Below are 23,927 nucleotides of genomic sequence, written 5' to 3'. Positions count from 1 at the left end.
GTGCAGTTACTCCTCTACGGGGTGTTGCTGACGTTCGTCGTCTTCGCCGCGCTCGCCGTGGCCTTCCTCCGAGACATCCTCAGCGCGATTATCGCGTTCGCCGGGTTCAGCTTCGGCGTCGCAATCGTCTACATCCTCCTCAGAGCGCCCGACGTCGCGCTGACGGAAGCGGCCGTCGGGGCGGGTGTCACGACGGTGTTGTTCCTCCTGGCAATCGTCCGGACCGTCCGGCCGGGAGGAGACCGACTCTTCGAGCGCGTCGCGTGGGGGCCCGCGATAATCGCGACCGGTCTCGTGGCCGTGTTGCTCACGACGGTTCGGTCGCTCCCCACTATCGGCGACCCGAACTCGCCGGTCGCGACCTCGGAGATCACACGGTATTACCTCGAAAACGCCTATCCGCAGACCGAAGTCGAAAACGTCGTCACGGCGATTTTGGCCGCCTACCGCGGATTCGACACGCTCGGTGAGGCCGCGGTCGTTCTCGCGGCGGGGCTCGCGGTCCTCGTCGTCCTCCGCAAGGAGGTGTACGTATGAGCGCCACGGACGGCTCTCTCAGCGCGTACGTCGAGAGTACGATTATCATGACGACGGTTCGCGTCGTCAGTCCGTTCGTGTTCACGTTCGGGCTGTTCGTCATGTTCCACGGCGCGGAGTCCGCCGGTGGCGGGTTCCAGGGCGGTGCGATTGTCGCGTCGAGCATCATCATGCTCGCGTTCGCGTTCGGTATCGAGCCGACGCGAGAGTGGCTCGACGACAGCGTCATCCGACTCCTCGTCGGCGTCGGCGCGACGACGTTCGTCGGTATCGGAATCGGTGCGCTCGCGTTCGACGGGGCGTTCCTGGAGTACGCCGCCTACGGTATCAGCCACGGCGTGAAGTATGGTATCGAACTCGTCGAACTCGGTATCGGCGCAATCGTCGCGGGCGTCATCGTCTCGCTGTTCATGAACCTCGCGGGTGGCTTCAACCACGACTCCGGAGGTGACGACGCGTGATCGACCTCCTCACGACGCACTACAACTACGTCGCGAGCATCCTGCTGTTCGGTATCGGACTCTACGTCGTCATGGGCAGTCGGAACCTCGTCAAGAAGATCATCGGTATGAACATCTTCCAGGTCGGCATCTTCCTGTTTTTCGTGACGACCGGGTACGTCGACGGCGGGGCTCCGCCCGTGGTCGGCCACGGCGAAGAGGCGTTCGTGAGCCCGCTTCCGCACGTGCTCATCCTGACGGCTATCGTCGTCGGGGTCAGCCTGACGGCGGTCGCGCTCGCGCTCGTCATCCGCATCTACGACGGCTACGGTTCGCTGGACGAAGACGTCATCAAGGAGGTGCAGGTCGATGACTGACGCGCTCGTCCTCCTCGTGGTCGTCCCCATCGCCGCGTCGCTGTTCCCCGTCGTTCTCGGGGGCCGGTTCGAGCGAATCGGTTGGTTCGTCGCGGCCGCGATGGGTCTCGTCCACCTCGGACTCTCCGCGACCGTCGCGGCTCGCGTTCTCGACGTCGGCCGTATCTCGTACGCCGTCGGTGGATTCGAACCGCCGTTCGGCATCGAACTCGTCGCCGACGGCATCTCCGCGCCGCTGCTCGTGCTCGTGTCGCTTTCGACGCTCGGCGTGCTCGCCTACGCCCGCCGCGCGGGGCCGCACTCGAACGCGTTCTACAGCGAGCTCGCACTGCTCACGGCCGGCATCTCCGGCGTCTTCGCGACCGCTGACGTGTTCAACCTGTACGTCTTCCTGGAGATCACGGGGCTCGCGACCTACGCCCTCGTCGCCAGCGGTCGGTCGCCGAGCGCGGCGTTAGCGAGCCTCAAGTACCTGTTCGTCGGGACCATCGGCGCATCCCTCTACCTCCTCGGCGTCGGGTACCTCTACATCATGACGGGGACACTCAACATGGCGGACCTCACCGAGGCGGTCGCGGCGGTCGGCTACACCTCGCCGGCGATACTGACGAGCTTCGGGCTCATCGTGACGGGTCTCCTGGTCAAGGTCGCCGTCTTCCCGCTGCACACGTGGCAGCCCGGTGCCTACGCCGAGTCGCCCGACACCGTCAGCGCGTACATCTCCGCGCTCGTCTCGACGGCGGCCGGCTACGCGCTCGTCCGCATCATCTACGCGGTGTACACGACCGAGTTCCTCGACGCGGTCCCGCTCGCCAGCGACGCCCTCGTGGCGCTCGCATCGGTGAGTATCGTCGTCGGGGCGGTCCTCGCGGTCATGCAGTCCGACCTCAAACGCATGCTCGCGTACTCCTCGGTCTCGCAGTTCGGTCTGGTCGTCGCCGCAATCGGCCTCGCGAACGAGACGGCGCTCGTCGGAGCGGTCGTCCACCTCGTCGGCCACGCGGTGATGAAAGGCGGGCTGTTCCTCACCGTCGGCGTCTTCGCAACCGGCCTCGGCGTGCGGACGGTCGAGGACTTCGCGGGACTCGCCGCGAAGGCACCGGTATCGAGCGCGGCGTTCGCCGTGCTCGCCTTCTCGATGGTCGGCATCCCGCCGGCCGTCGGGTTCGTCGGGAAGTGGAACATCGTCGTCGGTGCGGTCGAAGCCGGCGCGTGGTCCGTCGCGGCCGTCGTCGTGGTGAGCACGCTGCTCACTCTCGCGTACTTCGGCCGGGTTATCGAGCGAATGTACTTCACCGCGCCCGAACCCGAGGCGGACGCCGTCTCGACCGACGGCGGAAACGACGCCGTGGAAGTGTCGTTCGGCATGCGCGCGGTCGTCGTCGCGTCGGCGGTCGCCGCAGTGGTCCTCGGCGTTCTCGGCTCCGACCTCATCGCCGTCATCCAACCGGCACTGGAGGTGTACTTTTAAATGACAGACGTTCTCTCACTGAGACCGCTCGCGGCGGTGCTAGCCGCGGCGGTCGGTATCGTCACTATCGTCGCATCGAGACGCAGCCCCAACGTCAGGGAGGGCTTTACCGTCCTTTCGGCAGTCTCCGCGCTGGGCATCGTCGCCAGCATGGTTCCGGGGGTCCTCAACGGGACGACGTACGTCACCGACCTCGGGACGTTCGTCCCCGGGGTTCGGTTCGTCCTCCGAGCCGACCCGCTCGGGATGATATTCGCCCTGCTCGCGAGTCTCCTGTGGCTCATCACGAGCTTCTACAGCATCGGCTACATGCGCGGGCTGGACGAACACGCCCAGACGCGCTACTTCGCGGCGTTCGCGGCGAGCGTCAGCGCCGCCCTCGGCGTCGCGTTCGCCTCGAACCTCATCGTCCTGTACGTCTTCTACGAGCTGTTGACGGTGGCGACGTATCCGCTCGTCACGCACGACGAGACCGAGGAGGCCCGAAAGGCCGGTCGGAAGTACCTCGCGTACACCTTCGGTGGCGGGGTCGCCGCCCTGGCCGGGACGGCGCTCGTGTTCTTGACGACCGGAACCGTCGAGTTCTCCGCCGGCGGCATCGCCGCGCTCGCGAATGCCGACCCGGTCGTCGCGCGGGCCGCGTTCGCGCTGCTCGTCACGGGATTCGGCGTGAAGGCCGCGCTCATGCCGGTCCACTCGTGGCTCCCCGACGCGATGGTCGCCCCGACGCCCGTCTCCGGGTTGCTCCACGCCGTGGCGGTCGTCAAAAGCGGCGTGTTCGGTATCGCACGCGTCATCCTCGACGTGTACGGTCCCGACGCAGTCGGCTCGCTCGGAGTCGGCCTCCCGCTCGCCGCGGTCGCCGCGTTCACCATCGTCGTCGCGAGTATCATCGCACTCCGACAGGACAACCTCAAACGGCGGCTGGCGTACTCGACAGTCAGCCAGCTCTCGTACATCGTTCTCGGATTGGCCTTGCTCCACCCCGCGGCGCTCGTCGGTGGCCTGCTCCACATCCCCGCCCACGCGTTCATGAAGCTCACCCTGTTCTTCTGTGCGGGCGTGATTCACGTCGAGACGCATACCGACGATATCAGCGACATGGCGGGAATCGGCCGGCGGATGCCGCTGACGATGATCGCGTTCACCGTCGCGAGCCTCGGGATGGCCGGCCTGCCGCTGGTCGCCGGGTTCGTCAGCAAGTGGTACCTCCTCATCGGGAGCATCGAGACGGGACAGACGGTCTTCGTGTTCGTGCTCTTGGCGTCCGGCCTGTTGAATATCGGCTACTTCTGGCCGATCATCTACCAGGCGTTCTTCCAGACGCCGGAGGACTCGGACGCGAAACCGCTCATCGAGTTCCCCATCGGCGGCGTGCGGGCAGTCACCGACGGCGGGTCGAAAGACTCGGTCGCCGAGGGTGAGCAGTACGCCGTCGACCGGAATCCGAGCGACCACGTCGCCGTGGCCGACGGCGAGGCCGACCACGACGCCGCGACCGACGGCGAATCCGACCACGGCCACGACCACCACGGCGGCCCGCCGGCCGGCGGGTGGGAACGTCGTCGACTCGGCACCGAGAGCACGTGGTTCATGATGGCCCCGATTACGATTGCCGCGGCCGGGGCTATCGTCCTCGGGGTCGTTCCCCAGACGGCGGTGTTCCTCGCGCTCGTCCAGCGCGTCGTCGCCGACGTGACGGGGGTGGTGTTCTGATGTCTACAGCCACACTCCTGCCGCCGGCGTTCGTCGTGCTCGCGGTCGCGCTCGTCATGCCGTTCGTCTCGCGTCGGGTCGGGCACGCCCTGGGCGTGCTCTCGACCGGCGGGGTGGCCGTCTGGTCGCTTCTCGCGCCCGCCGGCGCACACCTGCCGGTGACGTTCCTCGGCTTCGACGCCGTGTTGTTCAACGTCGACGAGTTCTCCCGGTTGATGGGGATTATCTTCGGCCTCATCGGCGCGGCGGCCGTCCTCTACTCGTACTCGTCGTCCGCGCGGAACATCCAGACGGCCTACGCCCTCGGCTACGTCGGGACGAGCCTCGGCGCGGTCTTCGCCGGCGACTGGCTCACCATGGTGTTCTTCTGGGAACTCATGGCGGTCACGAGCACGCTTCTCGTCTGGGACTACGGCGGCGAAGCGGTGCGCGCGGGCTACCGCTACGCGATTGCCCACGGACTCGGCGGCAGCCTGCTCATGGGCGCTATCGTCTGGCACTACGTCGAAGTGGGGTCGTTCCTCTTCTCGGCGACCGGCGGTATCGCGGCCGGCGTTCCAGCCGCGCTCGCGGCGCTCGGTATCGGCGTCAACGTCGGATACGTCGGGTTGCACACGTGGCTTCCCGACACGTATCCGCGTCCCCACTTCGCCGCGAGCGTCTTCCTGTCGGTCTACACGACGAAGACCGGGATTTACGGCCTCGCTCGCGCGTTCCCCGACGGGAACCTCGCAATCGCGTACATGGGGACCGCGATGGCCGTCGTCGGCGTCGGCTACGCGCTCATGCAAAACGACATGCGACGGCTCCTGGCGTACCACATCCAGTCGCAGGTCGGGTACATGGTCGCCGGCGTCGGCATCGGCACGGCGCTCGCGACCGCCGGCGCGTTCGCACACGTCTACAACCACATCCTCTACAAGGCGCTGTTGTTCATGACCGCCGGCGTCGTCCTCTCGCGGACCGGCGAAGAGAATCTCAAGTACCTGGGGAACCTCCGCGGGGCGTTGCCGGCGACCGCGCTCGCGTTCACCGTCGCCGCCCTCTCGATTAGCGGCTTCCCCGGCTTCAACGGGTTCGTCAGCAAGGGCATGATTACCGCCGCCGCCCACAAGGAGCATCTGGACGGCATTTTCTATCTCCTCCTCGCCGGGGGCGTCGGAACGTTCATGTCGTTCATCAAGTTCGGCTACTACGCGTTCTTCCGGGATGCGGACCGCGACTGGTCGCTCGATCGCGCCGGGACGGGCCAGTCGGTCGCGATGCTCGGCGTCGCGGGGCTCTGTGTCGCCTTCGGGCTGTACCCCGACGCGCTGTTCGCGATACTGCCCGGAAGCACCGCCGACGCGCACCCCTTCACGCTCAGCCACCTCGGCGAAGGGTTCGCGCTCGCCGTTCTCGGAGTCGTCGGCTTCGTGGTCGTGAAGAAACCGCTCTCGAAGGTCGGAGACGTGCCGGACGTCGACGCCGTGTTGAATCCCGCTGTCTTCTACGGCACCCGCGCGCTGGTTCGCGGCTCGACCGGTCTCTTCGCCGCCGTCGACCGCGCCGTCTCGACCGCGTCCTACGACGTCGCGGGCGCGATTGCGAATCCGTACCCCGCGTTGCGCCGAATCGCCGGCGGTCTCGGCCGGACCGAGGCGGACTCGATTACCGTCGGGAGCCTTCGCGCGACGATTGCGACGAGTATCGCACTCGTCGTGTTGATACTCGGCGGCGTGCTCGTCGGACTACTCGCGTAGTCCCGAGCCGGCCCGGGTCGTTTTTCACGAGAGTTCCGTTTTCAGTTCGACAGCGATGCGCGCGCCGAGTCCGTCTTTCGACCCGACGTACTCGCTCGTCTCGTCGGTGCGGACGACGAGTGCGCGGGTCTCGGACTCGCCCATGACGGAGGCGTCGTTGGCGACGACGAACGCGAGGCCGACGCGGTCCATGATGCGGCGGGCCTCGCCGACCATCGCCTCGTCGTCGCCGGTCGTCTCGGCTTTGAAGCCGACGATGGTGAGGTCGGGATGCGCCTCGCGGACCGCGTCGATGAGCTTCGGCGCGGGTTCGAGGTCGAGCGTGCGCGCCTCGCCGGAGCGAATCTTCTCGTCGGCCGCCTCGACGGTGAAATCGGAGATGGCGGCCGCGGAGACGAGCGCGTCGGCGTCGGCATCGACCGCGGCCTCGACGGCGTCCAGCATCTCGGCCGCCGACTCAACGGCGAGCACGTCGGCGTAGTGTACGTCGTCGCCGTCGTGGACGAGCGTCACGTCCGCGCCGCGAATCGCGAGCGCGCGGGCGACGGCTCGACCCGTGCGACCGGAGGCGCGGTTCGAGAGGGTTCGAATGGGGTCGATGGATTCAGTCGTCGCGCCGGCGGTGACGACGACCGACTTCCCGGCGAGCGTCTGTTCGGTCGTCGCCGTCGCCACGCCGGTGACGATGGCTTCCTCGGTGGCGATTTTCGCCTTCCCCTCCTCGATGCGCGGGTCGACGAACTCCACGCCCCACGACTGCACCCGCTCGATGGCGTCGAGGACGCCGGGGTGGTCGTACATGGGCTCGTGCATCGCGGGTGCGACGACGACCGGGACGCCCGCGCCGATGGCGGTGGTCGCGGTGGTCGTCACGGGGGAGTCGTCGACGGCGGCGGCTATCTTGCCGACCGTGTTGGCGGTCGCGGGCGCGACGAGGAACACGTCGGCCCAGCCGTCGCGGCCGCAGAGTTCGACGTGTTCGACGCGGCCGGTAATCTCGGTCACGACGTCGTTGTCGGTGGCGAACTCGACCGCCCACGGGTGGATGATTCCCGTCGCGGCGTCGGTCATCACCGCGCGGACCGACGCGCCCCGCCGCCGGAGTTCGTGCGCCAACTCGACGACTTTCACGGCCGCGATACTCCCCGTCACCCCGAGCGCGACGTTCACACCTTCGAGCATTCACTCGTCTCTGCGCCCGCTATCGGTTAAAAGGATTCGCGTCCGCGCGGGGTGGTCTCGGACCGCACCCGCGCGAATCGGAGTCGGTTATTCGTCGAGTCGCCCGAGTTCGTCGTCGACGAGACTCGGGTGGGTGCGCTGGGGCTCGTCGTGCGGTTCGGCGAAGAACTCGCGCATGACCTCGCGGGACTCGCGCTCGCGGGACTCGCGCTCGTCGGCGTCTATCTCCTCGCAGGCCGGCGGCACCTCGCGGCCGCGGTCGGTGAAGTAGCCGGCCGGCGCGACCCAGTCGTTGTAGAACGCCGTCCCCGAGTCGTGGACCAGCGTGATGGCCGTCTCCGCGGCGTCGCCGGCGGCGACGACCGCCTGGTGGTAAATCTCGGTCAGTCGCCCCGCGGCGTAGATGCCGGGGACGGCGGTCCGGCCGAGGTCGTCCACGTCGACGTAGGTCTTCGACCCGGCGGCGCGGAGGTCGACGCCCGTGTCTTCGAGGTACGACGCGTCGGACCACGACGCCGCGACGACCCGCGACGCCTCGACGGTGTCTTCGCCGTCGTCGGTCTCGACGGTCGCGCGGAACAGCGGGTCGTCGTCGCCGAGCACGTCGAGGTCGGTGACCCGGCCCGTCAGTCGGTCCGCGCCGTTTCGGTCGGCCTGTTCGGAGAGCAGGTCGGTGAACAGTCGGCTGTTGACGCCCGCCGGGAATCCGGGGACGTTTTCGAGGTGGGCGTTTCGGCGAACGATCGGCTCGCCGTCGTTGACGACGAGGGTGTCGAGGCCGGCGCGCGCGAGGTACGTCGCGGCGGTGAGGCCAGCGACGCCGCCGCCGACGACGAGCGCGTCTCGTGGATTCGTCTCGCTCATGCCGTGCGATAGCTCAGCGGCGAGTAAAACCGTGCGGATGTCGCCGAAGTCTGCCGAATCCCGTGTCGCGCGAGGCGCGCGCTACCGCCCCAGCGACGCGCTCGGGTCGTTGAGCCAGCGGTTCTCGGCCGCCTCGACGCTGACGAGCCCCGCGGAGTCGCCTTCCGGGGTCATCCGGACGCGAAGCCGCCAGCGACCGTCCGAGAGCGCCTCGCCGTCGATGAAGCGCACCGCCCGCCCGGGCGTCCGGCGGAGGAGCGACACGGCGATGGGGAGCGTCGGAATCCGGCCGGTCCGCTCCGCGAGCGCGTAGTCGCCGAACGTGAGTTCCCACGTCCGAGAGCTGTCGTCGCCGTCGGTCCGAGCGTCGGTACGAGCGTCGGCTTCGGACATCCCGCCGGCCCCGACATCGGCTCCGGCGTCGGGAATCGGCCGCACCGAGTAGCCCTCGACGAAGCCGGCCGTTTCGAGGTGCCCGAGCGTCGCGTCAACCGGGTTCGGCGTCGCAGTCGGGCAAAACAGGTCCGCGGCCGCCTCGACGACCGCCCGCTGCTCGGCGGGCGAGAGGCGGACGTCCAGTTCGCTCATCAGGCTCCACACCAAGGTGAGACAGAAGTCGTCGTGGTCGTCGACGACCTCGGCCAGCGTGAGGTACGTCTCCATCGCGGCGGTCTCGGCCTCCCGGTGGCCGAGTTCCGACAGCGCCTCGAACAGCGCGCCCGCGGTGTCGTGACAGAAGGCACTGTAGCGGGTGTAGTCGTCTTCCGACCCCGCTGCGGCCGACCGAGGCGGTCCCTTCGACACCTCGTACACCTGCGGGTCGTCGTACGGGATGTTCGGGTCGTATCGCCGAAGCGCCGCCCGGTAGTCCCTCGTCAGTTCCGCGGCCTCTGCGGCCACGCGCCGGTCCGGAAACCGCCGGCCCGTCGCGGCACCGGGCTCCGAGCCCGTGCGACCGCACACGATCGCGTAGTCGCCGTCGGGACGCGCCAGCGACCGAATCTCGGCTCTGACGTCCCGAAGCGTCCCCCCCACCATCTCGGCTCTATGTCGAGACACCGGCCGATTATAGGTTGCGATTGCGACGGCTGTCGGTCCCGCGGGAACGGGCGACGCGGCCCACAAGGCTTTGGTCCCGCCGACCCCATTCGACGCTCGTGGACGAGATAGCCGTCAGCACCGTCGTCTACCTGCCCCCCGAGGAGATATACGAGTTCCTCGTGGACTTCCCGCGGTACGCCGACTACTCGAAGCACCTGCGAGACGTGCGACAGTCGGGCGACGGGTCTCCGGGCACGCGGTACGCCCTGTACTTTTCGTGGTGGAAGCTCACCTACACCGCCGAGTCGAAGGTGACGGACGTCACCCCGCCGACGCGCATCGACTGGACAATCACCAAGGACGTCCACGCCGTCGGCCGCTGGCGGGTGGAGGAGCTCGACGACCTGCCCGACGGGGCCCCGTCGGACGCCGACACCGCCTGTCGCGTCTTCTTCGAGGTCGAGTACGACCCCGACAGCGTCTCCGCGGGCGACATCGACCTCCCGCGGTTCGTCTCGCTGGGCTGGGTCATCGACAAACTCCGACCGGTGCTCCAGAAGGAGGCCGAGCGAATCGTCGAACGAATCGTCGCCGACATCGAGGGGCGGCCGCGGCGCGTTGAACTCACGATACACGCGAAACCGGGGCCGTGAGAGACGATGAGCGGGAGATTCGAGAAGGGAAATGCACATACGCGCCCGCAGTCCAACTCAGGGGTATGACAGGGGCTGGTCTCTGGTGCGCGTGATAATCATCGGTGCCGGACAGGTCGGGTCGTCCATCGCGGCCGACCTCGACGAGACCCACGAGGTCGTCGTCATCGACTGCGACCCGGAGCGCGTCGACGAACTGAACTACTCGCTCGACGTGCTGGCGCTCCACGGCGACGGAACCTCCGTGGACACGCTCGAAGAGGCCGACGTGGAGCGCGCCGACATGGTCATCGCCTCGACCGACGACGACGAGACGAACATCGTCGCCTGCGCGACCGCCAAGGCCATCTCGGACGCCTTCACCATCGCCCGCGTCAAGAACACGGAGTACCTCCGGACGTGGCAGCGCTCTGAGAAGGCGTTCGGCATCGACTTCATGGTCTGTACGAACCTGCTCGCCGCGGAGTCCATCGTCCGCGTCGTCGGCCTCCCCGCCGCCCGCGACGTGGACCCCTTCGCGGGCGGGCAGGTCCAGATGGCCGAGTTCGAAGTCGACGAGGAGAGCCCCGTCGCCAACCAGACCGTGAGCGAGGCCGACCGGTTCGACTCGCTGACCTTCGCGGCCATCCTCCGCAACGGCGAGGTCACCATCCCCCGCGGGGACTCCGTCATCGGCCCCGGCGACCGCGTCGTCGTCATCGGCAGCCCCAAGAGCGTCCAAGGGTTCGCCAGTTCCGTCTCCCCGGACGAACCGCCGGGAACCGCCGAGGAAGTCGTCATCGTCGGCGGGAGCGAAATCGGCTACCACGTCGCCCGCCTGCTCGAAGAGCGCGGCTTCAAGCCCAGACTCATCGAGCACGACGCGGAGCGCGCCCGCGAACTCGCGGAGATGCTTCCGGGGACCATCGTCATGGAGAGCGACGCGACGGACGTGGACTTCCTCGAACGCGAGTACATCGGCGACGCCGACCTGCTCGTCTCGGCGCTCGACTCCGACGAGAAGAACCTGCTCGTGTCGCTGCTCGCCGCCCGCCTCGGCGTCGAACGCACCGTCGCCGTCATCGACACGACGCCGTACGTGGAGCTGTTCGAGGCCGTCGGCGTCGACGTGGGCGTCAGCCCCCGCGAGGTCGTCGCCGAAGAGATAACGCGGTTCACCCACGAGGGCGGCGCGGAGAACGTCGCGCTCATCGAGTCTGACAAGGCAGAGGTTCTCGAAATCGAGGTGGACGCCGAGAGCGTCCTCGCGGGCAAGCCGATTCGGGAGTCGGTCGCGACGCTCCCCGAAGGCGTCGTCATCGGCGCGATAACCCGCCGCCGCGAGTTCATCACCCCCCGCGGTGACACCGTCATCGAACCCGGCGACCACGTCGTCGTCTTCGTCGATAGCTGCGTCATCGACGACGTGACACCCAATCTGTAGGTCGGTCCGCCGCACAGCCCCCGTTCTGCGCCGAAAACTCGACCCCGTCACGCCGTCGCGCGCCCGACCGCGAACCCGAACAGGGAAGAACCCGGCGCTCGGTACGTTAGTCCACGGATGAAATTGCGGGTCGATTACAGAGCCAGCCTGCGTCTCGTGGGGACCGTCCTGAAGTATCTCGCGGTCCCCCTTTGTTTCCCGCTCGTGGTCGCGCTGTACTACGGCGAGTCGGTGCTCCCGTTCGTCGTCACGATGGCCGTCACGGTCCTCGTCGGCGCGGGGCTCGAACGGCTCGCCGACGACCCCGACATCGGGGCCCGCGAGGGGTTCCTGATGGTCGCGGTGACGTGGTTGGCCGTCACGATAGTCGGTGCGATTCCGTTTCTCATCGAGGCCCACGGCATCCCCTTCGTCGCGTCTCCCATCCACCCCGAATCGACCCTCGGCAACCCGGTGAACGCGCTGTTCGAGACGATGAGCGGCTTCACCACGACCGGGGCGACGGTGCTCGGCGACATCTCGTTTAACTCCCACACCCGCGGAATCATGATGTGGCGACAGCTCACCCAGTGGCTCGGTGGGATGGGTATCGTCGTCCTCGCGGTCGCCATCCTCCCCGAACTCTCCGTGGGTGGTGCACAGCTGATGGACGCGGAAGCGCCCGGCCCCGGCATCGAGAAGCTCACCCCGCGCATCGCCGAGACGGCCCGCGCGCTCTGGGGCGCGTACCTCGGCCTCACGGTCCTCGAAATCGTCCTCCTCTACGGCCTGCACGTCACCGGTAACGCCCCGAACATGGACGTGTACAACGCCATCGCCCACGGGCTGACGACGATGCCGACCGGCGGGTTCTCGCCGGAGGCCCGCAGCATCGAGGCGTTTTCGGCGGCCGCGCAGTGGGTCGTCGTCCCCTTCATGGTCGCCGCCGGGACCAACTTCGCGCTCTTCTGGCACGTCCTCACGGGCGACCCGAAGCGACTGTTCCGCGACACCGAGTTCAAGTCGTACCTCGGCGTCATCGGCGTCATCTCGGCCATCCTCGCCGGAATTCTCTTCCTCGGCGACGGGCTCATGTCCGTCGCGCCCGCGGGCGAGACCTACGACCAACTCTACCTCGAAGGTATCCGCACGGCCATCATCGGCAACGTCGAACCCGCGGTCCGCCAGTCGGTGTTCCAGGTCGTCTCCATCGTCACGACGACCGGCTACGCCAGCATCGACTTCAACGCGTGGAGCGCGCCGGCGCAGTACGTCCTGCTGTTCGCGATGTTCATCGGCGGCTCCGGCGGCTCGACCGGCGGCGCGGTCAAAATCGTCCGCTGGTACGTCATCGTGAAATCGCTCCGCCGAGAGCTGTTCACGACGGCCCACCCCGAGGCGGTCCGCCCGGTCAGGCTCGCGGGCCGCGCGGTCGACGAACGGGCCATCCGCGGCATCTACGCCTTCACGCTCCTGTACCTCGTGCTCTTTTTCGTCTCGACCGGTCTGCTCCACCTCGACGCCGCGCGAACCGGCTTCGACGTGAGCATCCTCGAGACCATGAGCGCCGTCGCCGCGACCCTCGGGAACGTCGGGCCGGGCTTCGGCGTCGTCGGTCCGATGGGGAGCTATCTCGACTTCTCCAACGGCTCGAAACTGTACATGGTGCTTCTCATGTGGGTGGGGCGACTGGAGATTCTCCCCGTGTTGGTCATCTTCACGCCGGAGTACTGGCGGCGATAGCGCCGGAAAAACAGAAGTCAGTGCCCGTTTTTCGTCAGGGGTTCAACCCGTAGATGACCGAGCGAGCGAACACCAACACCGGGATGATTTCGAGGCGGCCGACCCACATGTTAAAGAGGAACATCGTCTCCGCCCACGGATTCATCCACGGGCCGGTGATGCCCGTCGAGATGCCGACGTTCCCCTGCGCGGACGCGACTTCGAACAGCGCGTCGGCGTAGGTGAACTCCGGCCCGGCGAGGTTCACGAGGAGGACGCTCGACCCGACGAGCAGCAGCAGCCAGAGCATCGAGACGATGGCCGCCTCGGAGAACTCGCGGTCCATCTCGGTCCGCGAGAGTCGGCGGCCGTTCATCTCGATGTTGACAATCGCGCTCTCGGGGAGGAAGACGCGGGAGAACTGCCAGCGGATGCCGCGGGAGATGGTGTAACCGCGGATGATTTTGATGCCGCCGACGGTCGACCCGGCGGCCCCGCCGAGGGTCATCGCCCCCGACAGCAGAATCTTCCCGCCGTCTGACCACTCGCCGAGCGGCGCGGCCTGAAAGCCGGTGCAGGTGAGCGCACTCACCCAGTGGAACGCGGCGTCGCGGACGGCGTCCGACTCCGGCCCGCCGACGACGCCCGAGAGGCCGAAGTAGTCGGCGGTCGCGACGAACGCGGACCCCGCGGTCGCGGGGAGACTGACGAGGTTCTGGACGGCCAGCGCGACCGCGCCGACCGCGAAGAGGACGAGAAGCCAGCGCGTCTGGAGGTCGCCCCAGAGGCGGTCGATGTCGCGGTTCTTCAGGATGGCGTAGTGGACGGGGAAGGCGATTGCCCCCAGCGCCATGATGGGGAGCAGCACCGTCTCGATGAGCGGCGAGTCGTACGTCCCGATGGAGCCGTCGGTGACGGCGAACCCGCCGGTCGACAGGCCGGTCATCGCGTGGTTGAGCGCCTGCCACGCGACTTCCCACAGCGGGAGCGCGGCCCCGTAGTCGCTGGCGCGGATGGCGAAAAAGAGGACGACCACCGAGAAGAGCGTGTAGGCGACGAAAATCTTCCACACCGTCCGAACCGTCGAGACGACGCTCGGGTGAATCTTCTCCTCTCTGGCCTCGCCGCGGTAGAGCGCGTAGCTCCCGCTGCCGGGCCGCGAGAGGATGGAGACCGTGAGGACGATGACGCCCACGCCGCCGACCCACTGGATGAGCGAGCGCCACCACTGAATCGTCCGCGGGAGCGACGGTTCGTGGATGCCCATGGTGAGGCCGCTGCCGGTCCACCCGCTCATGCTCTCGAACAGGGCGTGTAAGGGGTCGCGGAAGTAGACGAGGCTCGACTGGGCGTAGTCGACCCCGGCGGGAACGAGCGCCGTGAACACGCTCTGCGGGGCGAAGTGCGCCGTGAGGAAGAAGGGAAGCGACCCGAAGGCGGCGGTGGCGAACCAGCCCGCGGCGGCGATTATCATCCCGTGTTTCATGCGGGGCGCGGGGGCGTCTTCGAACGCCTTCCGCGCGCCCAGCCCGACGAACGCCGTCGCGCCCCCGGCGACGAGGAACGCGATGGCGGCGTACCACTCGCCGAAGCCGACCGCGACGAGGACCGACGCGGTCATCAGCGCCGACTCCATGGCGAGGAGCGAGCCCACGTCGCGCCCGATGACCGCGAGGTCGGCGGGCCATCCCGAGACGGTTCGTCCGCGGCGGGGCATCAGTGGTCCTCGTAGTGGCCGAACACGTCGGTCACGTCGGGCGTCGCGCCCTTCGCGGAGTAGACCGTCAGGAGGTCACCCGCGCCGATGGTCGTGTTTCCGCGGGGCGTCACGGGGTCGTCGTCGCCCTCGCGCTCGATAGCGACGATGAGGGTGTCGCCGTCGAGGAGGTTCTCCTGGGCCGCCTCCTGAATCGTCATCCCCGTTATCGGCGCGTCCTCGTCGACGCGGATTTCGAACACTTCGGCGTGCTCGCCGATGCGCATGTAATCGACGATGGAGGGGCGTTTGACCGCCCGGTAGAGGTACTCCGCGATGAGTCGCTGGGGGTTCTCCATCGTGTTGACGCCGATTTGACGGTAGAGGCTCATGTGCTCGGGGTTGTGGACGACGGAGACGATGTCGGGGATGTTGAGTTCCTTCGCCAGGAGGCAGACCATGATGTTGGTCGCGTCCTTGTCCGTCGTCGTGATGATGGCGTCGGCGCGGTCCGCACCGGCCTCGTCGAGCGTCTGTTTGACCGTGGCGTCGTCGTTGAGGACGAGACAGTCGAACGTCGCGGCGGCCGCCTCGGCCTTCGCCTCGTCGCGCTCGACGACGACGACCTCGTTGCCGCCCTCGGTGGCGATTTCGATGAGCGGCGTGCCGATGTTGCCCGCACCGACGACGATGATGTACATGACGTTCCGGCGTGCGCATCGGCTGGTGGAAAATCTGTCGGCATGTCGTTTCGTTGTTCAAACGAGAACTTTCCGCGCAAACAGCTACCGAACTCGGCGTCGACGCGTGTTCGGTCACCCTACTGGATGATAAACTGAGCGTTTGTCCAGCCCGAACGCGCGTCTATGGCGTCTCGGTCGGGGTGGTGGACCGGATATTTATCAACAGATATGGTATATGTGGACACATGACGGCCCCAGCCAGTCGGTCCCGCGACCAAGCGAGGGTCGACCCGTGAGTCACTCTGGCGGGCGCGAACCGACGGTGAGTCTCAGTCTGCTCGACGCGACGATGGTCGGAATCGGCGCGATGATCGGCGCGGGAATCTTCGTGTTGACGGGGCTCGCAGTCGAGATCTCCGGCCCGGCGGCCATCGTCGCGTTCGCCCTCAACGGCGGCGTGACGACCTTCACGGCGCTTTCGTACGCCGAGCTCGCGGCCGCGATTCCGCGAAACGGCGGCGGGTACGCGTACGTCCGTGAGGTGTTTTCCGCACCCGTCGCCTTCGTCATGGGGTGGACGCGGTGGTTCACGTACATGATTGCGGGGTCGCTGTACGCGCTCGGGTTCGCCTCGAACTTCGTCGAGTTCGGGCACATCTACGGCTACACCCTTCCGGGGCCGCCGGTCCTGTACGCGCTCGGGGCCGTCGTGACGCTCGTGGCGCTCAACGCCCTCTCGACGGAAGCCTCGGGACGGGGCGAGACAGCCATCACGCTACTCAAAATCGCCATCCTCGGCGTGTTCGTCGCGTTCGGTCTCACGGCTGCGGACGCGGGGGAGTTCGACCCGCTTTTCACCGAGGGAGCGCTGTCGGTCCTCCCCGCGATGGGGCTGACGTTCATCGCGTTTCAGGGATACGACCTCATCGCCACCGTCACCGAGGAAGTCGAGAACCCGCAGGTAAACATCCCGCGGGCAATCCTCCTCTCGGTCGCCGTCACCGTGGTCGTCTACCTGTTCGTCGTCTTCGTCGCCATCGGGACGCTCGGCGCGGACGGGCTCGCCGGCGCGGGCGAGACGGCAATCGCGCAGGCGGCGGAGGGTTTCATGCCGACGTTCCCGATCGTCGGAACGGGCGCGGCGCTCATCGCCTTCGGGGCGGTCTTTTCGACCATCTCGGCGCTCAACGCGGTCGTCATCGGGTCGTCGCGAGTGGCGTTCGCCATGGGCCGCGAACGACAGTTGCCCGCCCGCCTCGGCCGGTTCCACCACCGGTACGGGACACCGCTCGTCGCCATTCTCGCGTCGGCCGTGGTGATGCTCGTCGCCGTCCTCGTCGTTCCCATCCGCATCGTCGGGAATCTGGCGAGTCTGTTCTCGCTTCTGGGGTTCATCATCGTCAACTACGCGTTGATTCGGCTTCGGCGGCGACAGCCGAACCTACAGCGACCTTTCGAAGTGCCGCTGTACCCCGTCACTCCGGTCCTCGGCATCGTCTGTAACGTGCTTTTGGCCCTCTTTATCGACTGGTTCACCTGGGTGCTGGCCATCGGCTGGCTCGTCGTCGGCGGCGGCGTCTACCTCCTCTTGTCGAGGCGCGACGACGTCGGCCCGGCGGGACCACCCGAGATTCAGGAGCCGGAGCCGATTGACCCGGCGGAGGGAGCCGACGACTGACCGACGAATCGACCCGAGAGTCCGAAGACTACCCGCCGACGAAACACCACACCGAGACGACTACTACACGCCGACACCAATTCACACGCATGCCCGACCCAGTAACACACGATTTACGCGTCGTCGTCGCCGGCGGGGGAGAGTTGGGCCTTCGGACGGCCGAACTCCTCTCCGACCGGGGCCACGACGTGGTCATCGTCGAAGCGGACCCGGACCGAATCCCGGACGTCGCCGACAAGTACATCGCCACCGTCATCGAGGGGGACGCCTCCCGCCCGGAGATACTCAGACAGGCCCAACCCGAGCGGAGCGACGTGGTGGCCGCACTCACCGACGACGAGTCGACCAATTTCGCCATCTGCCTGGCCGCTCAGCGGATGTCGGACGTTCGGACCGTCATGCGAATCACCGGGACGCCGGACGAACTCTACGAGGAGTTCGTGGACGGACTCGTCTTCCCAGAGCGACTCGGCGCGCGGGCGGCGACCAACGAAATCGCGAACGGCGGCGTTCGAACTATCGAAGACATCGGTGGCAACGTCGAAATCGTGGAGGTCGAAGTCGCCGAAGACGCGCCCGTCGCCGGCAAGCGACTCGACGAGGTTCGACTCCCACAGGGGAGTCTCATCATCGTCGACTATCAGGGGAACCGAATCGGCGGCCCCGACACCGTCCTCGAAGCCGGTCACCGCTACGTGCTCGGCGTCGAGTCGGACGTGGCCGACGAAGTGATGAATCTGTTTCGAGGATAGTCCACCGACGACGACGACCGACGACGCGGAACCGAGCGACTCGATCGGCGCTCGGTGCCGTGAAAAGTCGTGCCCGTGTTAGTTCTCGACCGCGGACGCGGCGCGGACGATGGTCTCCTCGCCGAACTTCGGGCCGATGAGCTGGAGGCCGACCGGGAGACCGTCGGTCTCGCCCGCCGGCACCGAGATGGCGGGGAGGTTCGCGAGGTTCACCGGCACGGTGTTCGCGTCGGCGAGGTACATCTGCAGCGGGTCGTCGAGGCTCTCGCCGAGTTCGAACGGCGGGACCGGCATCGTCGGCGACGCGACCACGTCCACGTCCTCGAACGCCTCGTCGAAGTCCTGTTTGACCCACGCGCGGGCGTCCTGGGCCTTCGCGTAGTACTTGTCGTGGTAGCCCGCAGAGAGGGCGTACGTGCCGAGGAGGATGCGGCGCTTGACCTCGGAGCCGAAGCCGTCTTCGCGAGCGCGGGCGAACGCCTCGTTCCAGTTGCCGTCGTAACCGCCGGACTTGCCGTAGCGGACCCCGTCGAAGCGGGCGAGGTTCGACGACGCCTCGGACATGGCGATGACGTAGTAGGCGGCGACGGCCTTCTCGACGGAGGGCATGCTGACCTCGCGGTACTCCGCGCCCTGCGCTTCGAGTTCGTCGAGCGCGGCCCAGAACGCCGCTTCGACGCCCTCGTCCGCGCCCTCGACGAACTCGGTCGGGACGCCGATGGTGAGACCGTCCACGTCGCCGTCGGCGGCCGCGGCGTAGTTCGAGTCGGCACCGGCGTCGCGGGTCGTGCCGTCTCGGTCGTCGGGGCCGGCGATGACGTCGAGGAGCGCGGCGGCGTCCTCGACGGTCGGCGCGATGGGGCCGATCTGTTCGAGGGAGTTCGCGTAGGCGACGAGGCCGTACCGCGAGACGAGGCCGTAGGTCGGCTTGATGCCGACGACGCCGCAGAACGCGGCGGGACAACGGATGGAGCCACCCGTATCGGTGCCGAGCGCGAGGTCGGCCTCGCCGGCGGCGACGGCGGCCGCGGAGCCACCGGAGGAGCCGCCGGGGACGCGGGACTCGTCGACGGGGTTCTTCGTCGGGCCGAACGCCGAGGTCTCGGTCGTCGTCCCCATGCCGAACTCGTCCATGTTGGCCTTGCCGACGATGGTCGCGCCGGCGCCCTTCAGGAGTTCGACGACGGTCGCGTCGTACGGCGGGACGTAGTCTTCGAGCATCGCGGAGCCGCAGGTCGTCCGCAGCCCCTCCGTGGAGATGTTGTCCTTGACGGCGACCGTCTTGCCGGCCAGCGGGCCGTCGTCGGAGCCGTCGAGCGTCTCTTTCGTGATGAAGGCGTTCAGCGACATCTACGACACCCGCGGGCCCTTGAAGAAGCCGTCTTCGGTCTCTGCGGCGTTCGAGAGCGCCTCCTCTTGGGAGAGGCCGTCGCGGACCTCGTCGGGGCGCATCACGTTCACCAGTTCGTCCTCGCGGTCGACTTCGGGGACCTCGTCGAGGGCGTCGAAGTAGCCGAGGATGTCCGCGAACTGCGCCGCGAACTCCTCAACCTCGTCCTCGTCGAGGTCGACCCGCGCCAACTCGGCGACGTGTCGAACCTCGTCGGCGTCGACGGGCGTATCGCTCATGTATCGGAGGTGACGGAGACCGGGAGTAAGAGTTTCGGTGTGGGTCGTTTCGTCCGGTCCCCGGTGCGGACCCGCCCGGTCGAGGCCACCGACGAGGCGGCCGAGATTGACCGTGCGAACTCAGCCCATTCCGTCCTTCTGCCGCCGTCAGATATAAGTAACGAGGGTCGATACGAATAGACGGAGAACGACCGTTCCCAGTTGCTTCTCTCGCACACAAATGACAGAAAGTGTCCGACGTTTCACGACCGGCAACGCGCGCGTGCGCAATGAGAATACGAAAGATACCGAACAGACCGACGCTGAGCGGGAGCAGACGCGCTCGTGTCCCGAGTGCGGCTCGGAGAGTCTCGTCGCCGACTCCGAACACGGCGAGACGGTCTGCGAGGACTGCGGCCTCGTCGTGGAGGAAAACGAGATAGACCACGGCCCCGAGTGGCGCGCGTTCAACTCCTCGGAGAAAGACCAGAAGTCCCGCGTCGGCGCGCCGACGACGAACATGATGCACGACAAGGGGCTGTCGACCAACATCGGCTGGCAGAACAAAGACGCCTACGGGCGCTCGCTGTCGTCCCGCCAACGCGAGAAGATGCAGCGACTTCGCACGTGGAACGAGCGGTTCCGCACCCGCGACTCCAAGGAGCGCAACCTCAAGCAGGCGCTCGGCGAAATCGACCGCATGGCCTCCGCGCTCGGCCTCCCGGACAACGTCCGCGAGACCGCCTCGGTCATCTATCGCCGCGCGCTCGACGACGACCTGCTCCCCGGCCGCTCCATCGAGGGCGTCGCCACGTCGGCGCTGTACGCCGCCGCTCGCATGGCCGACACCCCGCGGTCGCTCGACGAGATTACGAGCGTCTCGCGCGTCGAGAAGGACGAAATCGCCCGCACCTACCGCTACGTCGTCCGCGAGCTGAAGCTCGAAATCAAGCCCGCCGACCCCGAGCAGTACGTCCCGCGGTTCGCCAGCGAACTCGGCCTCTCCGACGAGTCCGAGCGACGCGCGCGCCAACTCTTGAAGAACGCCAAAGAACAGGGTGTCCACTCCGGCAAGTCGCCGGTCGGCCTCGCCGCCGCCGCCGTCTACGCGGCCTCGCTTCTCACCAACGAGAAGGTGACGCAAAACGAGGTCTCCGAGGTCGCCAACATCTCGGAAGTCACCATCCGCAACCGCTACCACGAACTCCTCGAAGCCGAAGAGCAGGTCCAACTGCCCTAACCCGGCCGGGCCGCTCGGTTCGCGCCGCCGCGTCTCGCTCCGCTTCGTTTCGTCTCGTTTCGCAACAGCCATGCCGTTCGCTCCGGAGCCACAGCCATGGAGACGACGCGACACTTCACCTCGACCGTGTACATCGTCAACGACGGCGCGGTGGCCCTCCACCGACACGAGCGCCTCGGCATCCGCATCCCGCCGGGCGGCCACGTCGACCGCGACGAACTCCCCCACGAGGCCGGCCTGCGCGAGGTCCGCGAGGAGACGGGCCTCGACCCGGAACTCGTCGACGACACGCCGACCGTCCCCGCGCCCGACGGTCGGGCGCTCCCACAACCCCGCCAGCAGATGCTCTACGACATCAACGTCCACGGCGACGGCTCGGTCGGCCACCAGCACATCGACCACATCTTCTACGCCCGCGTGGACTCCCGCGACATCGACCCCGCGTCGGGCGAGGCCGACCCCGAGGTCTGGTCGTGGTACGACGAGTCGGACCTCCGCGAGAGCGACCTCGACCCCGACACGGTGCAGTTCGCCCTGGAGGCCATCGAGGTCGTACGCGGCGACGAAACCGAAAACTGAGTCGAACAGAGGCGACGAGACCGACAGGACCCGGCCTACTCCACGAGCGATTCGACGTACCGCTGGACGTGGTTCTCCATCCGTCGCTTGAACCCCGCCTGTCGCGCGAGCCGGTCGAGTTCGCGCGAGGCGTAGGTCCCGTACTGGACCGCCTTCTTGTCCGCTTCCGCGACCGACTCGGGGAGCACGCCGCTCGCGGCCTCCCTGAGCGCGACCTTCCGCCGGTCGCCGTCGACGAGTAACGCGCCGGGAAGCGGGAGCGCCGCCGAGACTACGCGGTCGTGGAGCAACGGCGCGACGGGCTCGACCCCGGCGGCGCGGAGGACGAGCAGGTCGCGTTCGAGCTGGTCGGGGAGCGTGAGAATCATCTCGCGGGCGGCCCCGCGGACGGTTTCGGCCTCGACGCGCGGGTCGTCGGGAGCCTTCTGGACTTTGGCGTAGCCGCCGAACAGTTCGTCCGCGCCCTGCCCGACCGCGAGGCGGTCGTAGCCGTCTTCGGCGACTTGCTCAGCGAGTAGATACAGCGGGAGGACGATTTGCACGTCCATCGGGTTCGTCCGCCCGAGCGCGGCGACGATTTCCGGAACGGCGCGTTCGAGCGCCTCGTGAGTGAGTTCGACAACGGCGAGGTCGCGGTCCATCGCGGCGGCGGCCTCGCGGGCGGCGGCGACGTCGTGGGAGCCCTCGAAGCCGGCGACGTAACAGGGGGTGTCAGGCACGCCGGCCGCGACGACCGCGGAGTCGACGCCGCCCGAGAAGGCCACGGCGAGACCGTCGTCGTCGACCGACCGAACCGAATCGAAGACCGCGTCGCGGACGCGCTCGAGCGCGGCGTCGCGGTCGGTGGCTGCCGGCGGGTCGGGGAGCGACCAGACGCGTTCGTCGTCGCCGGCGGCTTCACCGGCCGTCTCGCGGGCGTGACCGGCGGGGACGGCGACCGGGTCGTCGAGGTCGCGGTGGTCGAACGACCACCGCTCTGGGTCGTCGCGTTCGGTGAAGAGGGGCTGACGACCGAGCACGTCGCGGACGAGTCGGCCGTCGAGTTCGCCCGCGAAGCCCGCGGTTCCGGGGAGCGGGTCGCGCTCGGCGAGGGCGCGTCGGACGAGGTCGGGGGAAGCGCCGCGCATCAAAAGAGGTCCGTCAGGGCGTGTTTCAGGCGTCGGGTCGCGCCGCCCGCGGCCTGCCGGAACGAGATGCGCCACGGGGTCTTGTTGCCGACGACGCTGGTTCGCCCCTCGGCGACGGCCGAGAGGATGGCGTCCGCGCTTCGGGTGTCGGTGCCGACCTCGGTGACGGCCTGTCCGACCATCTCCGCGATGTGAGCGTCGCTCCCGGCCGTCATCGGGAGGTTCCGCCGCTTGGCGAACCGCTCGGCGCGCTGGTTTGCGATGCCGGTGAGGAGCCGCGAGTTGTAGATTTCGATGGCGTCGGCGCTGGCGAGTTGCGCGCTGGAGATGTGCGGAGCGACGCCGTGACGCGACTTCTGGAAGGGGTGCGGGACGACGGCGATACCGCCGGCGTCGTGGATGCGGTCGAGCGTCTCGTCGTACGACAACCCCGCTGGAATCAGTTCCTCGACACCGAGCGCGAGGACGTGGCCCGCGGCGCAGGTGACTTCCATCCCGGGGATGCCGACCAGTCCGTAGTCGGCCGCGAGTTCCGCGGCTTCGAGGCTGGCGTCTATCTCGTCGTGGTCGGTCACGGCGAGGGCATCCAAGCCGACCGCGACCGCCTGTTCGAGGAGGTACTCGATTGGGTCCCGCCCGTCGTAGGACAGAGACGAATGCGAGTGCAACTCGACCGATAACACACCGTCTCCTAACGATGGAGGCTAAAAAAGCGCCCCGGTCCCGGTGTGATTGGCGTGTGTACCTCACGCACGGTTTCCGGTGGGGTATCGGGCACGCCGCCCGTTGATGACGCCGACGCGAGAGACCGTCCGCGTCCGCAGACACTCCGCGCGCGCCGACATACCGCCAAAACTGGTCGAAATGTAAGAATACAGAAATAATATCGCGGGCGACGAACTCCACGGACGGTGGCGCACCCGCACCGCGCGGCTCCACCGGGTGAGAGAGATGACCGTACGAGACATCGCACGACCGAGAGACGAACTGGTGACAGCGAGGGAAGACACGCCGATTCGAGAGCTAGCGAAGCTGATGGAGGACCGAAAGGTCGGTTCGGTCGTCGTCGCGGACGGCGACGACATACAGGGTATCGTGACTGACCGAGACATCGCGCTCAAGTGCGTCGCCGCCGGCGGCGACACGAACGGGATGACGGCGAGAGACGCGATGACCGAGCGACCGTTCACCGTCGACGCCGACGTGGGCGTCTTCGACCTGTTCCGGCAGATGCGGGAACACGGCGTCCGGCGCGCGCCGATAACCGACGGCGGCAGGCTGACGGGTATCGTCACGATGGACGACCTGCTCGTGTTGCTCCAAGACGAGATGCACGAGCTGACGGAGATAATCCGCGCCGAGTCGCCGCCGTACACGCCCGCGTGAGTCGGATGCGGGCGACGACGGCGGCTCCGAC

23 protein-coding genes are annotated in these 23,927 nt (G+C 67.7%); 14 read left to right on the top strand and 9 right to left on the bottom strand.

The genetic code is table 11. From position 1 onward, the window contains the following. Genes BN984_RS11850 through BN984_RS11825 form a run of 6 tightly spaced genes read left to right on the top strand, consistent with a single transcriptional unit; the run spans nucleotide 1 to nucleotide 6,283 of the window. Nucleotides 1–537, top strand: a complete 537-nt coding sequence (locus tag BN984_RS11850; RefSeq protein WP_049968311.1) for a DUF4040 domain-containing protein — start codon at nucleotides 1–3, stop codon at nucleotides 535–537. Then, entirely contained in the window at nucleotides 534–998 is a 465-nt protein-coding gene (locus tag BN984_RS11845; protein ID WP_004977543.1) for an MnhB domain-containing protein, read from the top strand. The genes BN984_RS11850 and BN984_RS11845 overlap by 4 nt, the downstream gene beginning before the upstream one ends. After that, nucleotides 995–1,354 carry a cation:proton antiporter subunit C gene (locus tag BN984_RS11840; protein WP_008092672.1) on the top strand — a complete coding sequence of 120 codons (360 nt, stop codon included), beginning with the start codon at nucleotides 995–997 and terminating at the stop codon, nucleotides 1,352–1,354. Before BN984_RS11845 ends, BN984_RS11840 begins: the two co-directional genes overlap by 4 nt. Continuing rightward, nucleotides 1,347–2,825 carry a monovalent cation/H+ antiporter subunit D family protein gene (locus tag BN984_RS11835; protein ID WP_008092670.1) on the top strand — a complete coding sequence of 493 codons (1,479 nt, stop codon included), beginning with the start codon at nucleotides 1,347–1,349 and terminating at the stop codon, nucleotides 2,823–2,825. The genes BN984_RS11840 and BN984_RS11835 overlap by 8 nt, the downstream gene beginning before the upstream one ends. Further along, the gene (locus tag BN984_RS11830; RefSeq protein WP_049968310.1) at nucleotides 2,826–4,541 is read left to right on the top strand and encodes a cation:proton antiporter; all 1,716 of its coding nucleotides are present in this window, start codon (nucleotides 2,826–2,828) and stop codon (nucleotides 4,539–4,541) included. It abuts the gene before it with no gap. Continuing rightward, nucleotides 4,541–6,283: a Na(+)/H(+) antiporter subunit D gene (locus BN984_RS11825; protein WP_049968309.1), complete on the top strand. Its 1,743-nt coding sequence runs from the start codon at nucleotides 4,541–4,543 to the stop codon at nucleotides 6,281–6,283. The genes BN984_RS11830 and BN984_RS11825 overlap by 1 nt, the downstream gene beginning before the upstream one ends. Nucleotides 6,284–6,307: 24 nt before the next feature. Here BN984_RS11825 and coaBC read toward each other — a convergent pair whose 3' ends face one another. The 3 genes from coaBC to BN984_RS11810 all read right to left on the bottom strand — a co-directional run bounded on the left by coaBC (nucleotide 6,308) and on the right by BN984_RS11810 (nucleotide 9,367). Continuing rightward, nucleotides 6,308–7,465: a bifunctional phosphopantothenoylcysteine decarboxylase/phosphopantothenate--cysteine ligase CoaBC gene (gene coaBC, locus BN984_RS11820; protein WP_049968308.1), complete on the bottom strand. Its 1,158-nt coding sequence runs from the start codon at nucleotides 7,463–7,465 to the stop codon at nucleotides 6,308–6,310. Between the two features lie 87 nt (nucleotides 7,466–7,552). Beyond that, entirely contained in the window at nucleotides 7,553–8,329 is a 777-nt protein-coding gene (locus BN984_RS11815) for an NAD(P)/FAD-dependent oxidoreductase (RefSeq protein WP_049968307.1), read from the bottom strand. An 81-nt stretch (nucleotides 8,330–8,410) separates the two neighbouring features. Then, nucleotides 8,411–9,367: a DUF7551 domain-containing protein gene (locus BN984_RS11810; RefSeq protein ID WP_049968306.1), complete on the bottom strand. Its 957-nt coding sequence runs from the start codon at nucleotides 9,365–9,367 to the stop codon at nucleotides 8,411–8,413. Between the two features lie 119 nt (nucleotides 9,368–9,486). On the opposite strand from BN984_RS11810, the gene BN984_RS11805 reads away from it, so the two are divergent. The 3 genes from BN984_RS11805 (at nucleotide 9,487) to BN984_RS11795 (ending at nucleotide 13,168) form a co-directional block, all read left to right on the top strand. Beyond that, entirely contained in the window at nucleotides 9,487–10,023 is a 537-nt protein-coding gene (locus BN984_RS11805; protein ID WP_004977551.1) for a type II toxin-antitoxin system RatA family toxin, read from the top strand. A gap of 85 nt (nucleotides 10,024–10,108) precedes the next feature. After that, the gene (trkA, locus tag BN984_RS11800; protein WP_049968305.1) at nucleotides 10,109–11,446 is read left to right on the top strand and encodes a Trk system potassium transporter TrkA; all 1,338 of its coding nucleotides are present in this window, start codon (nucleotides 10,109–10,111) and stop codon (nucleotides 11,444–11,446) included. 117 nt (nucleotides 11,447–11,563) lie between these two features. Continuing rightward, nucleotides 11,564–13,168, top strand: a complete 1,605-nt coding sequence (locus tag BN984_RS11795) for a TrkH family potassium uptake protein (protein WP_049968304.1) — start codon at nucleotides 11,564–11,566, stop codon at nucleotides 13,166–13,168. Between the two features lie 34 nt (nucleotides 13,169–13,202). Here the strand turns inward: BN984_RS11795 and BN984_RS11790 are convergent, their stop codons facing one another. Both BN984_RS11790 and BN984_RS11785 read right to left on the bottom strand, forming a co-directional pair. Continuing rightward, nucleotides 13,203–14,864, bottom strand: a complete 1,662-nt coding sequence (locus BN984_RS11790) for a TrkH family potassium uptake protein (RefSeq protein ID WP_008092655.1) — start codon at nucleotides 14,862–14,864, stop codon at nucleotides 13,203–13,205. Further along, nucleotides 14,864–15,544, bottom strand: coding sequence for a potassium channel family protein (locus tag BN984_RS11785; RefSeq protein WP_008092653.1), 681 nt, complete (start codon nucleotides 15,542–15,544; stop codon nucleotides 14,864–14,866). The genes BN984_RS11790 and BN984_RS11785 overlap by 1 nt, the downstream gene beginning before the upstream one ends. A 274-nt stretch (nucleotides 15,545–15,818) precedes the next feature. Between BN984_RS11785 and BN984_RS11780 the strand changes: the two genes are divergently transcribed. Further along, nucleotides 15,819–17,204 (top strand): APC family permease, encoded by a 1,386-nt coding sequence (locus tag BN984_RS11780; RefSeq protein ID WP_049968620.1) that lies wholly within the window; start codon nucleotides 15,819–15,821, stop codon nucleotides 17,202–17,204. Nucleotides 17,205–17,293: 89 nt separating this feature from the next. Further along, on the top strand, nucleotides 17,294–17,956 hold the full coding sequence (locus BN984_RS11775) for a potassium channel family protein (protein ID WP_008092649.1): 663 nt from the start codon (nucleotides 17,294–17,296) through the stop codon (nucleotides 17,954–17,956). Between the two features lie 78 nt (nucleotides 17,957–18,034). On the opposite strand, the gene gatA is transcribed toward BN984_RS11775, so the two are convergent. Both gatA and gatC read right to left on the bottom strand, forming a co-directional pair. After that, entirely contained in the window at nucleotides 18,035–19,306 is a 1,272-nt protein-coding gene (gene gatA, locus BN984_RS11770) for an Asp-tRNA(Asn)/Glu-tRNA(Gln) amidotransferase subunit GatA (RefSeq protein ID WP_008092647.1), read from the bottom strand. Then, on the bottom strand, nucleotides 19,307–19,585 hold the full coding sequence (gene gatC, locus BN984_RS11765; RefSeq protein ID WP_008092645.1) for an Asp-tRNA(Asn)/Glu-tRNA(Gln) amidotransferase subunit GatC: 279 nt from the start codon (nucleotides 19,583–19,585) through the stop codon (nucleotides 19,307–19,309). It lies immediately after the preceding gene. A gap of 262 nt (nucleotides 19,586–19,847) precedes the next feature. Between gatC and BN984_RS11760 the strand changes: the two genes are divergently transcribed. Then, nucleotides 19,848–20,804 carry a transcription initiation factor IIB gene (locus BN984_RS11760; protein ID WP_008092643.1) on the top strand — a complete coding sequence of 319 codons (957 nt, stop codon included), beginning with the start codon at nucleotides 19,848–19,850 and terminating at the stop codon, nucleotides 20,802–20,804. 96 nt (nucleotides 20,805–20,900) lie between these two features. Next, nucleotides 20,901–21,383: an NUDIX hydrolase gene (locus BN984_RS11755; protein WP_008092641.1), complete on the top strand. Its 483-nt coding sequence runs from the start codon at nucleotides 20,901–20,903 to the stop codon at nucleotides 21,381–21,383. Between the two features lie 35 nt (nucleotides 21,384–21,418). Here BN984_RS11755 and BN984_RS11750 read toward each other — a convergent pair whose 3' ends face one another. Both BN984_RS11750 and BN984_RS11745 read right to left on the bottom strand, forming a co-directional pair. Further along, entirely contained in the window at nucleotides 21,419–22,510 is a 1,092-nt protein-coding gene (locus BN984_RS11750) for an asparagine synthase C-terminal domain-containing protein (RefSeq protein WP_008092640.1), read from the bottom strand. After that, entirely contained in the window at nucleotides 22,510–23,193 is a 684-nt protein-coding gene (locus BN984_RS11745; RefSeq protein WP_004977563.1) for a PHP domain-containing protein, read from the bottom strand. Before BN984_RS11745 ends, BN984_RS11750 begins: the two co-directional genes overlap by 1 nt. A 268-nt stretch (nucleotides 23,194–23,461) precedes the next feature. On the opposite strand from BN984_RS11745, the gene BN984_RS11740 reads away from it, so the two are divergent. After that, the gene (locus tag BN984_RS11740; protein WP_049913405.1) at nucleotides 23,462–23,896 is read left to right on the top strand and encodes a CBS domain-containing protein; all 435 of its coding nucleotides are present in this window, start codon (nucleotides 23,462–23,464) and stop codon (nucleotides 23,894–23,896) included. The last annotated feature ends 31 nt before the right edge of the window (nucleotides 23,897–23,927 follow it).

Origin of the sequence: Haloferax prahovense, from assembly GCF_000723845.1 — an archaeon.
GTDB lineage: Archaea > Halobacteriota > Halobacteria > Halobacteriales > Haloferacaceae > Haloferax > Haloferax prahovense.
This window is presented reverse-complemented; position numbering and strand designations above follow the sequence as displayed.

Excerpts from the sequence above, each read along its gene's own strand:
- BN984_RS11835 (WP_008092670.1), top strand. The coding sequence starts at position 1,347 with ATGACTGACGCGCTCGTCCTCCTCGTGGTCGTCCCCATCGCCGCGTCG.
- BN984_RS11755 (WP_008092641.1), top strand. The coding sequence starts at position 20,901 with ATGGAGACGACGCGACACTTCACCTCGACCGTGTACATCGTCAACGAC.
- gatA (WP_008092647.1), bottom strand. The coding sequence starts at position 19,306 with ATGTCGCTGAACGCCTTCATCACGAAAGAGACGCTCGACGGCTCCGAC.
- gatC (WP_008092645.1), bottom strand. The coding sequence starts at position 19,585 with ATGAGCGATACGCCCGTCGACGCCGACGAGGTTCGACACGTCGCCGAG.
- BN984_RS11830 (WP_049968310.1), top strand. The coding sequence starts at position 2,826 with ATGACAGACGTTCTCTCACTGAGACCGCTCGCGGCGGTGCTAGCCGCG.
- BN984_RS11750 (WP_008092640.1), bottom strand. The coding sequence starts at position 22,510 with ATGCGCGGCGCTTCCCCCGACCTCGTCCGACGCGCCCTCGCCGAGCGC.
- BN984_RS11825 (WP_049968309.1), top strand. The coding sequence starts at position 4,541 with ATGTCTACAGCCACACTCCTGCCGCCGGCGTTCGTCGTGCTCGCGGTC.
- BN984_RS11795 (WP_049968304.1), top strand. The coding sequence starts at position 11,564 with ATGAAATTGCGGGTCGATTACAGAGCCAGCCTGCGTCTCGTGGGGACC.
- BN984_RS11790 (WP_008092655.1), bottom strand. The coding sequence starts at position 14,864 with ATGCCCCGCCGCGGACGAACCGTCTCGGGATGGCCCGCCGACCTCGCG.
- BN984_RS11810 (WP_049968306.1), bottom strand. The coding sequence starts at position 9,367 with ATGGTGGGGGGGACGCTTCGGGACGTCAGAGCCGAGATTCGGTCGCTG.
- BN984_RS11740 (WP_049913405.1), top strand. The coding sequence starts at position 23,462 with ATGACCGTACGAGACATCGCACGACCGAGAGACGAACTGGTGACAGCG.
- coaBC (WP_049968308.1), bottom strand. The coding sequence starts at position 7,465 with ATGCTCGAAGGTGTGAACGTCGCGCTCGGGGTGACGGGGAGTATCGCG.
- BN984_RS11845 (WP_004977543.1), top strand. The coding sequence starts at position 534 with ATGAGCGCCACGGACGGCTCTCTCAGCGCGTACGTCGAGAGTACGATT.
- BN984_RS11775 (WP_008092649.1), top strand. The coding sequence starts at position 17,294 with ATGCCCGACCCAGTAACACACGATTTACGCGTCGTCGTCGCCGGCGGG.
- BN984_RS11815 (WP_049968307.1), bottom strand. The coding sequence starts at position 8,329 with ATGAGCGAGACGAATCCACGAGACGCGCTCGTCGTCGGCGGCGGCGTC.
- BN984_RS11785 (WP_008092653.1), bottom strand. The coding sequence starts at position 15,544 with ATGTACATCATCGTCGTCGGTGCGGGCAACATCGGCACGCCGCTCATC.